Annotated in this window: 13 protein-coding genes; all 13 read right to left on the bottom strand. The window is 52.7% G+C overall.

Going from position 1 to position 13045, the window contains the following annotated elements; genetic code table 11:
• Positions 1 to 51 precede the first annotated feature (51 nt).
• The gene (gene cpsB, locus GHC22_RS08625) at positions 52 to 1488 is read right to left on the bottom strand and encodes a mannose-1-phosphate guanyltransferase (protein WP_153753968.1); all 1437 of its coding nucleotides are present in this window, start codon (positions 1486 to 1488) and stop codon (positions 52 to 54) included.
• A complete protein-coding gene (gene wcaI / locus GHC22_RS08620) occupies positions 1488 to 2714 on the bottom strand; it encodes a colanic acid biosynthesis fucosyltransferase WcaI (RefSeq protein ID WP_125362649.1) in 1227 nt (408 codons plus the stop codon). Before wcaI ends, cpsB begins: the two co-directional genes overlap by 1 nt.
• Positions 2711 to 3190, bottom strand: a complete 480-nt coding sequence (locus tag GHC22_RS08615) for a GDP-mannose mannosyl hydrolase (protein WP_048224447.1) — start codon at positions 3188 to 3190, stop codon at positions 2711 to 2713. Before GHC22_RS08615 ends, wcaI begins: the two co-directional genes overlap by 4 nt.
• Before the next feature lie 2 nt (positions 3191 to 3192).
• Positions 3193 to 4158: a GDP-L-fucose synthase gene (locus GHC22_RS08610; protein WP_153752689.1), complete on the bottom strand. Its 966-nt coding sequence runs from the start codon at positions 4156 to 4158 to the stop codon at positions 3193 to 3195.
• Between the two features lie 2 nt (positions 4159 to 4160).
• Positions 4161 to 5282: a GDP-mannose 4,6-dehydratase gene (gene gmd, locus GHC22_RS08605; RefSeq protein ID WP_100272155.1), complete on the bottom strand. Its 1122-nt coding sequence runs from the start codon at positions 5280 to 5282 to the stop codon at positions 4161 to 4163.
• A 24-nt stretch (positions 5283 to 5306) separates the two neighbouring features.
• The gene (gene wcaF, locus GHC22_RS08600) at positions 5307 to 5861 is read right to left on the bottom strand and encodes a colanic acid biosynthesis acetyltransferase WcaF (protein ID WP_153752687.1); all 555 of its coding nucleotides are present in this window, start codon (positions 5859 to 5861) and stop codon (positions 5307 to 5309) included.
• A gap of 9 nt (positions 5862 to 5870) precedes the next feature.
• Positions 5871 to 6617, bottom strand: coding sequence for a colanic acid biosynthesis glycosyltransferase WcaE (gene wcaE, locus GHC22_RS08595; RefSeq protein WP_153752685.1), 747 nt, complete (start codon positions 6615 to 6617; stop codon positions 5871 to 5873).
• A 5-nt stretch (positions 6618 to 6622) separates the two neighbouring features.
• Positions 6623 to 7840 (bottom strand): colanic acid polymerase WcaD, encoded by a 1218-nt coding sequence (wcaD, locus tag GHC22_RS08590; protein WP_153752683.1) that lies wholly within the window; start codon positions 7838 to 7840, stop codon positions 6623 to 6625.
• Positions 7815 to 9032 (bottom strand): colanic acid biosynthesis glycosyltransferase WcaC, encoded by a 1218-nt coding sequence (wcaC, locus tag GHC22_RS08585; protein WP_153752681.1) that lies wholly within the window; start codon positions 9030 to 9032, stop codon positions 7815 to 7817. The genes wcaD and wcaC overlap by 26 nt, the downstream gene beginning before the upstream one ends.
• Positions 9029 to 9517 carry a colanic acid biosynthesis acetyltransferase WcaB gene (gene wcaB / locus GHC22_RS08580; protein ID WP_153752679.1) on the bottom strand — a complete coding sequence of 163 codons (489 nt, stop codon included), beginning with the start codon at positions 9515 to 9517 and terminating at the stop codon, positions 9029 to 9031. The genes wcaC and wcaB overlap by 4 nt, the downstream gene beginning before the upstream one ends.
• Before the next feature lie 2 nt (positions 9518 to 9519).
• Entirely contained in the window at positions 9520 to 10362 is an 843-nt protein-coding gene (gene wcaA, locus GHC22_RS08575; protein ID WP_000206145.1) for a colanic acid biosynthesis glycosyltransferase WcaA, read from the bottom strand.
• A gap of 72 nt (positions 10363 to 10434) precedes the next feature.
• Positions 10435 to 12597, bottom strand: coding sequence for a tyrosine-protein kinase Wzc (gene wzc / locus GHC22_RS08570; RefSeq protein WP_103285528.1), 2163 nt, complete (start codon positions 12595 to 12597; stop codon positions 10435 to 10437).
• Positions 12594 to 13043 carry a low molecular weight protein-tyrosine-phosphatase Wzb gene (gene wzb / locus GHC22_RS08565; RefSeq protein ID WP_032949610.1) on the bottom strand — a complete coding sequence of 150 codons (450 nt, stop codon included), beginning with the start codon at positions 13041 to 13043 and terminating at the stop codon, positions 12594 to 12596. The genes wzc and wzb overlap by 4 nt, the downstream gene beginning before the upstream one ends.
• Between the last annotated feature and the right edge of the window lie 2 nt (positions 13044 to 13045).

Below are 13045 nucleotides of genomic sequence, written 5' to 3'. Positions count from 1 at the left end.
GCTTATCGGGCCTACGGTGTTGTAGGCTGGATAAGCGCAGCGCATCCGGCATCAGGTACGCCCGTATCTGTCCGCAAACCGCACCACATCATCCTCATCGAGGTAAGATCCGGAGCGCACTTCAATCAGATCGAGCGGGATTTTCCCCGGGTTCTCCAGACAATGGGTCGCCCCCAGCGGAATATAGACAGACTCGTTTTCAGCGAGCAGTTTGATGTCGTCATTGATTGTCACCTTCGCGGTACCAGCCACCACAACCCAGTGTTCAGCCCGGTGATGATGCATCTGCACGGACAATCCCTCACCGGGTTTAACGGTAATCCGCTTCACCTGGTAACGGTCTCCGGCATCAATAGAGTCGTACTTGCCCCATGGACGGTAAACTTCACGGTGAATATGGTGTTCATGTCGTCCGTCAGCTTTAATTTGCTCCACCACTTTTTTGACGTCCTGCACCGCGTTGCGATCGGCGATCAGCACCGCATCTTTGGTCTGCACCACCACCAGATCCTTCACCCCGACGGTCGTCACCAGGCCAGATTCGGCATACACGTAGCTGTTTTCCGTTTTATGGCTAATGACGTCACCATGATGCACATTACCTTCAGCGGTATGGGCGCTGATTTCCCACAGCGATGACCAGGAGCCAACATCGCTCCAGCCTGCGTTCATGGGCATCACCACCGCATCGGCCGTACGTTCCATTACCGCATAGTCCACAGACTCTTCCGGGCAGGCGAGAAACGCCTGTTCATCAACGCGGATAAAATCGAGATCGGGATCAACCGTACTCATGGCGTTTTCGCAGGCCTCAAGAATGTCGGGGCGATATTTTTTCAGTTCTTCCAGATAACGCCCGGCCCGGAACAGAAACATGCCGCTGTTCCAGTAATAGTCGCCGCTCGCCGCGTAAGCCTGCGCGGTTTCCAGATTGGGCTTTTCAACAAACTGCGCCACCTCAAAAGCCACGGCGTCGGTATTGGATGGCGAAACCTCGCCGCGACGTATATAGCCATAGCCGGTCTCCGGCTGGTCCGGCACGATGCCAAACGTCACCAGCTTACCCGCGCTGGCATAGGGCATTGCATTACGAACCGCCTCTCGAAATGCCTCTTCATCGGCAATCATGTGATCGGCCGCCAATACCAACAGCAGCGGATCTTCCCCCGGACTTTGACGTTTTGCCGCCAGCGCGGCCAGCGCTATCGCCGGTGCAGTATTGCGCCCGGCGGGTTCGAGAATAATATTCTCAGTCAGCTTGTGCAGTTGTCGTAGCTGTTCCGCTACGATGAAACGGTGTTGTTCATTACAGATAACCACCGGGCTTTCGCACTCCACGCCGTTCAGACGACAGATCGTTGTCTGCAGCATGGTGAGATCGCCTTTCAGGCACAGAAACTGCTTTGGATATAGTACGCGGGACAGAGGCCATAAACGGCTACCCGAGCCACCGGCCATCACCACCGGAAAGAGTTTGTTTTGACTCATCATGTACCCCGAATATCTGCAATAAATTGGCTCAGCACGTTTTCTTTATCCAACGTGCGTTCGGCATACTCACGTGCCACCGTGTTAATCTTTGGCATGGTTAACGCCTGTTGAATCCCGCCAACCAGCGCACTCACTGATTCAGGCTCGACACACACCGCGATGCCTGGGTGAGCGTCACACAGCTGACCCAACTCGGTCTCAGGTTCGGCGGTAATCACAGCGTTACCGCCAACGGCGAGGATATTGGTCAGTTTGGAGGGCAATACGGCATCCGCCGCACCGCGCTTTTGTACAACCAGATGACAGTCCGCCATCTTGAGCAGCGCAGGCAGCGCATCATAAGATTGCAGCGGAAAGAAGATCACATTGTTCAGGCCGCGTTCGCCAGACATACTCTCCAGCCGTGCTTTACCTCCGCCCTGCCCGACAATCACAAACAGCCAGGGCTGTTCGCTCAACAGGGCCGCTGCGTCGATCACACTCTCCAGCCCTTGCTTTTCACCGATATTGCCTGAGTAGAGAATGATTTTTTTATCATCAGGCAAGCCCAGTTGCTGGCGCAACGCCAGAGCATCGGCATCGTTCACGTCACGAAAACGTGCTACTTCTGACCAGTTCGGAAAGAAAATGACCTTCTGTGCATCAACGCCCTTCTCCTGCGCTTTATTCATCATTGAGCGAGAAATGGTCGAAATATGGTCCATATTCAACAGCCCACTGCGCTCAAAGGCGCTGGCCAGTTTTGCCACCGCGCCACGCTTGCCTTTGCCCGCCATGCCAAGCCCCAGCATGGCATCGACTTCGTAATCCTGAATATGCAGCAGCGTGCGCGCCCCGGACAGCTTCGCCAGCAGGCGCATGCCCGGCGTACAAAACAGCGTCGGCACTACCCCAATGATGCGATCCGGCTTCCAGCGACGCTGCGCCAGCAGCGGGAAGAAACTGCTCAGGGCGAAACTGCCTAGATGCAGCAAGCGCTTGAGCGTAGAAGGCTGCTCAGGCACATACAGCGGACAACGCCAGACGATGGCATCGCCCTCTTCACGACGATAGCGCCAGGATGAATAGCGACCGTTGACCTTCCACTGCGGATAATAAGGCGGCGCAGTGATCACCCGTACGTCATGCCCCTGTTGCGCCATCCACTCCACCATTTCACCGGTGTATTTACCGATACCGGTCAACTCCGGCGAATAGTTGATGCCATACACAAGGATCTTCATAGCCCGGGTACTCCGGCCTGACTCTTCTCACAGAAGTAAGCCCGGCTGTTGTCGTGCACGTGGTCACTGGTCAGAATCTCTTCAATTGCCAGCCAGCGGTACGCGTCATGTTGAACGTCAGGCAGTTGCAGGTCGTTTTCCGACACCCGCAGACGAAATCCCAGCACGATGTAATGCGTTGAGAAATCTTCCCCGGAAAAGTTGTCGTCATAGAAGTGCTGCCAGACCCCGTAAAACTCTGCAGCGGACAGCGGTAAACGTAACCCCAGCTCAGCGTCAGTCAGCCGCTCAAAGGCCGCGCGCAGCGGTTCATCTTTTTGCACCCGACCGCCGGGCACGAACCAGTACCCCTGCGCCGGACGATTGAGGCGCTTGCCAAGCAAAAATTCGCCCTGGGCGTTTTCCACGATCAAATCGATGGAAATCAGCGGAGTTGAACGTACAACGGTGGCAAAATCCTCATGACGTAAAAACATGCTTACCCCCGGTAACGGTGCTGGTTTTCAAGGAACCACTGATATGTACTGGCAAGCCCCGCTTCCAGAGATATCTCGTGATACCAGCCCAACTGATGCAGACGCGTAACATCGAGCAATTTGCGCGGCGTGCCGTCCGGTTTGCTGGCGTCAAACACCACGCGCCCCTTGTAACCCACGGCCTGCGCGATAGTCTGGGCCAGTTCACGGATGGTGCAGTCCACACCGGTGCCCACGTTGATATGCGACAGCATTGGTTGGGTATATTCCTGCAACACTTCCTGAGCCAGCTCCATCACGTGGATACTGGCCGCAGCCATATCGTCGACATGCAGAAATTCACGCATTGGCGTCCCGCTTCCCCACACCACCACATCCGGCGCATTTTGCTCGCAGGCTTCGTGAAAGCGGCGCAGCAGCGCCGGGATCACATGCGAATTGCTCGGATGAAAGTTGTCATGCGGCCCGTACAGATTGGTCGGCATCACCGAGCGATAATCACGGCCATACTGTCGGTTATACGATTCGCACAGCTTGATACCGGCAATTTTGGCAATCGCATACGGCTCATTGGTCGGTTCAAGTGCCCCCTGCAAGAGTTCACTTTCGGCGATTGGCTGGGTAGCTTGCTTGGGATAAATACAGGATGACCCGAGGAACAACAGTTTATTCACGTTATGCAGATGCGCTGCATGAATAATGTTGCTCTCAATCATCATATTTTCATAAATAAAATCAGCAGGATAAGTATTGTTCGCCACAATCCCCCCCACTTTTGCCGCCGCCAGATAAACCTGGTCAATACGTTCAGCGGCAAAGAACGCCTGCACCGCACCGGCGTCCAGCAGATTAAGCTGGTCGCGGGTACGCAGCACCAGTTCTACGTTATCTCGCTGAGCCAGTTGTCTGACGATGGCGGCCCCCACCATCCCGCGATGGCCCGCCACAAAAATACGTTGTGTCTTCATCCTCAGTACTCCAGCGCGATGGCGACCTCGTAACCGTGCGACTTGAGCAGGGAATGTTTCTTCGCCGCATCAAGATCGTTGGCAACCATTTCCGAGATCATCTGGCGCAGTGTGATTTCCGGTTTCCAGCCCAGTTTTTCATGTGCTTTGGCCGGATCGCCCAGCAGCGTTTCCACCTCAGCCGGACGGAAGTAGCGCGGGTCAACGGCAATCATGACATCCCCGGGTTTCACCCCCGGCGCATCGTGTCCGGTCACAGAAACCACGATGCCTTTCTCATTCACGCCCTCGCCTTCAAAGCGCAATTTAATCCCCAGCTGAGCGGCCGCCATTTCCACGAATTGGCGCACGGAAAACTGCACGCCGGTGGCAATCACGAAATCTTCCGGCTTATCCTGCTGCAGCATCATCCACTGCATCCTGACGTAATCTTTGGCATGCCCCCAGTCGCGCAGTGAATCCATGTTGCCCAGGTACAGGCAAGACTCCAGCCCCTGAGCGATGTTGGCGATCGCCCGGGTAATTTTGCGAGTGACAAAGGTTTCGCCGCGGCGCGGAGATTCGTGGTTGAACAGAATGCCGTTACAGGCATACATCCCGTAGGATTCACGGTAGTTGACGGTGATCCAGTAGGCGTACAGCTTGGCAACGGCATACGGTGAACGCGGATAGAACGGCGTGCTCTCTTTCTGCGGGATTTCCTGTACCAGACCGTACAGCTCAGAGGTGGACGCCTGATAAAAACGGGTCTTTTTTTCCAGACCAAGGAAGCGGATCGCCTCCAGCAAACGCAAGGTGCCGATCGCATCAACATCTGCGGTGTATTCCGGTGAATCAAACGACACCGCGACGTGACTCATGGCGCCCAGGTTATAGACCTCATCCGGTTGGACCTCTTTTAAAATACGGGTCAGGTTGGATGAATCCGTCAAATCACCATAGTGCAGATGGAATTTGGGATTGCCTGAATGCGGATCCTGGTAGATGTGGTCCACACGTTCGGTGTTGAATGATGAAGCGCGACGCTTAATACCGTGTACTTCGTACCCTTTTTCCAGCAGGAGTTCTGCCAGGTAAGAACCATCCTGCCCGGTTACGCCAGTAATGAGAGCGACTTTTGACATGTTATAACCTCTTCAGTGATCCCCTCAGGGAGTAACTTTCTCGACGCGTTCGCGCGTGACTACTGCGGGATTTCCCCGACAAATGACATTTGCTGGCAGCGATTTAAATACGCTGCTTCGTGCTCCAACGACGGTGCCATCGCCAATCGTCACGCCAGGCGCGACAAAGACATCTGTCGCCAGCCAGCATTTAGCGCCAACCACAATCGGCGTGGCGTTAATATCAAAATGTTGACTGGCATAATCATGACTCCCGGTGCATAAATAACTTTTTTGCGAAATAACCGCATGGGCGCCAATCGTAATATCACCTAACGTATATAAAACCGCGTCGTCACCCACCCAGGCATAATCTCCCAGGGTTAATTTCCACGGATAAGTAATTTTTACTGAAGGCCGAATGACTACGTTTTTTCCTATTTTTGCGCCAAACATTCGTAATAAAAATGCACGCCAGCGATACATGATCTGTGGTGACCAGCGAAATAATGTTGCTTGCACCGCCCACCATAATTGCACTTTAATAGCACCACCACCGCGAAAACCTCCAGGCACTTTAAATCCGCTTAAGTCCTGCATAATATGCCCTTACGTTTTCCCATATAAGGTTTTTGTTTTGCCGGTTGTGCGCAGACGTAAATATTCTGACAAACCGGTCCAAAAACCTGGCATGTGTAATATCTGGCGCTGTACTTTTTTTGCATCCCGACACAATTCCAGATTATTCGTCGTTGACACTCCGCCCATAGAAAACTCCGATACCAACCCGCTCAGCTTTTTAAAAGCGTAACCGGACTTGTATAATTGGGCTGCCAACGCGTAATCAGACGATATTTTATATTGCAAATCATAATGCCAGACATTCAGCCCTGAGAGCGGAAAGAATATCGCCTGATGACTGGCGGGCAGGCTGTGATAAATATACCAACCTGGTTTTGCCCGGCGCTTAATTTTGTTGCCATTGCCGAAATCCAGCAACGCATCGCCAATGACCATGGTTTGGTCGCTCTGCATTTTTAGCTGGCGGATAAAATGTGCCGCATCCGCATGCAGAATATCCCCGGAGTTGAGGAACAGTGCAAACCGCCCGCGCGCCATCGCGATGCCTTTGTTCATCGCATCATAGATGCCGTTATCCGGCTCGCTGACAAACCGTAACCGGTGTTCCCCACTAAGCCCTTCAAGAAACGCCGACGTACCATCCGAGGAGCCGCCATCAACAACAATCCACTCAAAACTGATATTACCCGCTTGCGCCAGATGTGCCAGCGATGCGTGAGTTTTGACGATCCCTTCCAGATTGCGAAAGGCGACGGTAATGATACTGAGCAGCATGTGAGTTACCTCGCGATATTCAGCGCCTTGCGCAATATAAACGGACACACAATTAAAAATGCGTATTCCGGACTAAATACTGAACCTGTAAAAAACAGTGACAACGGTGTAAAAAGATAAAGCTGCACCCGATAATTCTGATTATCGCCAAACGCATTGATCATCATTTTCATGACCTTCCCCATGTACCACAGGGCTAATATCACCGCGAACCATGAAAAATAAATAATCAGCAGATACAAACCATTGTCTATTGTTTTACCGACATCTGCACTGTTAAAAATTCCGAATGACGCAACGTATTCATAAAGTGAGCCAAATCTCACTACGCCATCAACGTTCAGTAACGAATAACCGACCATCACTAATGGCCCTACGATACGATAATACGATGACGAACCTTCAGTCCCTAAATCACCAAGCCGCGTTGCGATGTACGGAAAAGCAAATATCACCCCAACTAAAAACACGCTTAATGAGATTATCGCCAGCGGTAGCTTCTTTTTTATCGCATCCTTATTCAGGTACTGGAACGCCCACTCCAGGAGATAAAACAAAATAAACGTCATTACTCCTGAAAACGATCCTGATAATATTATCCCTGCCAGAATCATAGCATCGGACTTAGGTGTTTTGATACCAAACTGTTTGATACTGAGCCAAATTGAGATTAACGCCAGAGCGAAGAATGCCGGTTCGAAATAGAGCGCAGTGGTACGTTTCCCACCAAACTTAATAAAGTTCAGAACATAGCTGTTACTGTAAATAAGATATTTCGAAATAACTTCCATTAAACTGCTGCCGCCGCTGAGAATTATCTGCGCCATTTCAACCGCAGCTAACCCCACCACCAGTCCCACTACCAGCCAGAAAAACCGCAAGATCTTAGCGTAGTTATGCGGTGAAATGGTTTTGAAGCGAATACTCCACACCATGCCAATGATCACCACGGTATAAACAAACAGCATCGCTGACGTTACGTACTTACTGGCATCCAGTGATTGACCGAACAGGTAGTTAAACGCCGTCAGCCCGCCCCCTACCCCCAGTGCGATCATTAATTTTTTGATATTGATGCGCTCGACAAACAGCAACAGCAGAACGGGTAAGAAGGTGACGATAGTTATCGGGAAGCTCTCGCCAAGCTGGGCGAGTTTGACGTTAACCAGCAGATAAAGCAGCGGTAGCACCAGATAGCTACAGATTCTGATAGAACGAGACATATTCCTCCAGCATCTGTTGCCCACTGTATGCCACCCGACTGCGTTGACTGAACGCGGTAAGGGACGTGTCAAATACCGCCTGCGCAATGTCTGATTTTTTCAGCTGCACCAGCTGCAATACGTCCGCTTCGCTGAACGTTTTGCCGCCTGATTTGGCCAGCACTTCCTGCGCGGCATCGCTGTGCGTGGCAATTACCGGTACGCCGATGGAAAGCGCTTCACACAGAATCAGCGGGTAGTTATCGACACGGGAGCTGAACACCAGTCCATCCATCCGGTTAAGCGCACTCATCAACGCGCGCTTGTCGCTCTCAAAACCGTGGTTGATGACGTTATCTCCCGCAAATGGCGAAAATTTGCCGAAGGTATGCAGCTCAATTTTGTCCTCAAGCGCGGTAATCGCTCGCACCAGTTGTTGACTGGTTTTGCCGTCATAGCGCAGGTCATGAGCCACCACGGCAATTTTCGGCCGACCGCTCTCCGCAGGCATCGCGGGTAGTTCGGCAAGAATGGCTTCAGTTGCCACATCAATGCCATTATTGATAATGCGGCAGCGTCCCACACCATACAGGCTGTTGAATGCGTCGGCCACATGTTGACTGGGCGAGATAAACTGGCAACCCAGCGCCAGCATGGCGCGAAACATCTGCCGCTTACCGGGCAACTGCTGATGGGCTTTATCGACTTTTACCGGCGGATAGTTGCTGAGCGTTGGGCATTTCTGACAGCCCGTTTTCCAGCCTTCGCAGCCATCGGTAAAGGCACAGCGCCCGGTCACGCTCCAGTGATCGTGCAGCGTCCAGACGAAGGTGATATCCGGTTTATGCGCCTTCACTTTTTGGCAAAAGGTCACCACCTCTTCCAGGTTCAACCAGTAGCTGTGCAACACGTGAAAATGCAGTACCAGCGGGCCGCAGGTGCGGGTAACTTCACGATATAACTTGTTGAGATTGCCAAACATGTCGCGGTTCGCGAAACGAAATAGCGCAATATTCGCCGCCGACGTCAGGCGCGGCGTATATTTGATAACCTGCGGGTAATTCGCATGACTGGCGCTTTTTTTACCACCTTTGCCATAGCCATAGACAAATCGCGACGACAACCCTTTCTCCAGCGCGCGAAGATGCAAATCTAACGCCACGCCTGCCGCCCCACCTTCTGCGAGTCGCACATTAAACTGTAATATCTTCATTTTATTACCTTCACCCGTGCCTTCTCGCCCACCACCAGCGTATTCTCCGGAACGCTATCCACCACAACGCTCCCGGCGCCAATCGTCACGTTATCGCCAATAGCAACGTCGCCGAGCAGAGTGACATTGGCCCCCAACTCAACGCCGTTACCGATGACCGGACAAGATGGATCGTTGGCACCAAGATTGCCGATAGTGACGCCGTGGCGTAGGGTAAAATCATCCCCCGCCACCACGTTTTTATTGATCACTACGCCATAGCCATGATGGATGGTGAAACGGCGGCCGATAGATGCTGCGGCCTGAATTTCATAGCCAAACAGGCATTCAGTGATAAGGCGATACATCACCAGCACCGGGGCAGCCCACAGGTTGTTTATGATATTTTTTTTACGCCAGACGGAGCAAAAATGGGCAATCCGATAGGCCGCCACCATGCAGCAGGGGCGCAGACTCCAGCCGTTCGCGCGTAAATCTTCCAGCATAATTAGCGTCCTCGCAGTCCGTCGGCCAGACGCTTACTGTTGCGAACAGAAAGCAGCGTCAGCAGCGTGCGCCAGTTCATCCGTTTGTTGCGGATCTGATAGAGGGTAAACAGCTGATATTTCTTGCTGGCCCGGTCAAATTTGCCTTTGTGCTTGCGGTAAAACTGAAAGTAGCCGGAGAATTTATTCGGCGATGAGGTAATACGCATCTCGCCGTGATTCACATGCAGGATCTGCGTCGCCTCTTTGACCTTCCACGGTTTGCCATACGCCACCACCATGCGCAGGAAGATGTCGTAATCCTGCGCCGCTTTCAGCGTGGTATCGAACAGGCATGCTTTAAACCGCCATGCCCAGGTAAATACCTGATTACCGATGATGTTGCGCTTATAAAACCTGCGGCGTGAATAAACGGACTTCGGATAGAGCGGCAGACTGGTCGGCTGCGAATACACTTCGCCCTCACAGACATAGTCATTGGCATACAGAAACGCCCGTGTGACCAGTTGATGCCGATACTGCAGGAACACGCTCAGGCGGTTCGGCGTCCATTCATCATCATCATCAATCCCCGTAATGTATTGCCCGTTGGCCTGCATAATGGCCTGATTACGCACCGCGCAGGCCCCAGAGTTGGTGGAATTATGCGTATACGACACGCGCGGATCGTTGAGTTCCTCAACAAACTGCTGCAACTGCTCATATGAGGAAGAGCAATCATCCACAATGATCATCTCCCAGTGAGGATAGTCCTGGCGCAACACCGATTTAATCGCCCGAATGGCCAGCTGCTGGCGGTTCCAGGTTGGCATATAAATTGAAATTAGCGGGTTTTCTGTCGTCATTTTCGTTTCCGGATAGATACGCTTTTGTAGGCCGGATAAGGCGTTTTCGCCGCATCCGGCAGGGTTGGTGATTTATTTCGCATCCGACGTGTATTCGTATTCGTAGTAGCCGTAATCCTGATACCCGCTGGCACGGCGGAAGATCGAGTTGAGGATCACCCCTTTCACCTGAATGCCGTTTTGCTCGAAGCGACTCAGGCTGGTTTCCACCTCTTTCAGCGTGTTGACCGCATAACGCGCCACCATCAGCGTGGTGCCGACATGACGGCCAACAATCGCCGCGTCGGTCACCGCCAGAATTGGTGGGGTGTCAATCAACACCAGGTCATAGTGCGAGCTGGCCCAGGCAATCAGTTCGCCAAAACGCTCGCTCATCAACAGCTCGGAAGGATTGGGAGGGATTTGACCGCGAGGGATCAGATCAAAATGCGGAATCGATGTCGGTTTGGCGCTGGATGAGATATCCCCCTTGCCAATCAGGATCTCAGACAGGCCGTTGACGTTATTGGTCCCCAGCAGTTCGTGGGTATAGCCTTTGCGCATATCGCAGTCGATCAACAGCACGCGTTTGTTGGTCTGGCTGATGACTGCCGCCAGGTTGGCGCATACAAACGTTTTACCAATCGACGGGCTGACGCCGGTCAGCATCAATACGTTGTTACGCGCCTGCATCATGGCAAAGTGCAGACTGGTACGCAGGCTACGTACCGCTTCTATGGCGAGATCCGTTGGATTACCCACGGCCAACAGCTGGCTTTGCTTGTAGCGTTTCACACCTTTAATGGTCTGAACGTTATCACGCGCTTTTTGCCATTCAGACAACGGAATACTGGCATACACGCTGATACCATGCTCTTCCAGCGCCTGCGGGCTTTCAATACCGCGATTAAACAGAGAACGCAGCAGTACGCCCACCACGGAAAGCATCAAACCGAGAATGATACTGCCGAGAATAATCAGCGCCGTTTTCGGCTTCAGCACGCCAGGCTGGGCAATCGCGGGATCGACAATGCGCACATCGCCAACCGTACTGGCCTCGGTAATCTTCAGTTCCTGTTGCTTGTTCAGCAACTGCATATAGACCTGCTGACCGGACTCCACATCACGCGTCAGACGAACAATTTCCTGCTGCGTTTTCGGCATCGCCGTTACGCGCCCGTTCAGCTTACTTTTCTCATCTTCCAGCGCCTGGCGTTTTTCCAGCAGCGTGCGGTACGCCGGATGCGCTTTGGTGAAAAGCTTGGAAATCTCCGCTTCTTTAAAGGTCAGTTCATTCAGTTGCGCATCGATATTCACCATCGAATCCAGCACCGCTTTGGCTTCCAGCGGCAAATCCACGGAGTCTTTATCCTGACGAAAGGCGTTCAACTTGTTTTCAGCAACGTCAAGCCGGTTACGTACCTCAGGCAGTTGCTTTGCCAGAAACGCCAGACTTTTGGCGGCCTCTTCGGATTTACGTTCCACGTTTTGTTGCAGATAGTTGCGGGTAATACTGTCGAGGATCTGGCGGATTTGCTCGCGGTCTTCGCCGGTAAACGTCAGGCTCAATACGCCGGTGTCTTTGCCCGTTTCCGTCACCATCAGGTTATTTTGCAGGGTGTTTATCATGCCCAGCGTGGAGAATTTGCTGACGGTAAATTGGCTCTCCGGGCTGGCATGAATCGCCTCAACCAGCATCGTCACGCCATCGTGTTCCAACACCTTGCCGACTTGCCCCCGGGCACTAAAACCCCCGTCACTCACCAGTTGATAGCTTTTGTCATTCAGCACATTGAGCGTGAAGGTCTGTTCATTCATTGCCTTTGGCAGCGTGAAGGTGGTCACATTAACCGTTTCGTTCTGGCGGCCCATCAGCCGGTCCCAGCCCGCGCCAAAAATAGGGAATGTATCTTTGGTAACGGCGATATCGAGGTTAAGATCGTCTACCGTTTTCCCTAATACCAGACGCGACTGGATGAGCTGAATTTCCGCTTCCGAGGCCGGCGGTTTGTTCGACAACGCCGAGCCAATATCCTGCACCAGTGAATTTCCGGTATTTTGCTCAATTTGCACCAGCGCGTCCGCACTGTAGATGGGTGTGGCGAACAGCGTGTAGACCGCGGCACACAATGCAAAAGCCGTGGTAATGCCTAATACCCACCAGCGGGCTTCCACCACCGTTGCAACCAGACGACCAATATCGATTTCATCATTGCCCGTTACCGGCGCAGCAGACTGTTTAACTTTTTCTGTCATTGTTTTCCCTGCTCTGCGTTCAGTGCCTGAGCCCATTGGCGGGCAGACCGTTCAAGTAATGCGTACACCGCGTCAAACGCATCACGGCTTTTACGATACGGATCGGGAATTTCGCGCTCGCTGTCCCAGTGCCCAAAAAGCATCACTTTGCCGCGCATCTCCGGCACCATTTCACACAGGGCAGAGATATGGCGCTTTTCCATGGTCAGGATCAGGTCATACTCCCGGCACATTCGTCCCGAGATCTGCCGGGCACAATGATTATCCAGTGACAGGTTGTGCGCCTGCGCCACGCTAATAGCACACGGATCCGCGCCTTTCCCCACCAGCGCCCCAAGACCGGCTGAAGAGACCGTTAACGCCGGATGAAATTGCCTTAACAAGCGCTCTGCCGTCGGGGAACGACAAATGTTCCCCACACAGACAACTAAGATTTTGTTAAACATGA

The sequence above is a fragment of the Citrobacter sp. H12-3-2 genome, from assembly GCF_009649895.1.
Lineage (GTDB): Bacteria > Pseudomonadota > Gammaproteobacteria > Enterobacterales > Enterobacteriaceae > Citrobacter > Citrobacter portucalensis.
The sequence above is the reverse complement of the archived record's forward strand: the minus strand, read 5'-3'. Positions and strand labels throughout refer to the sequence as shown.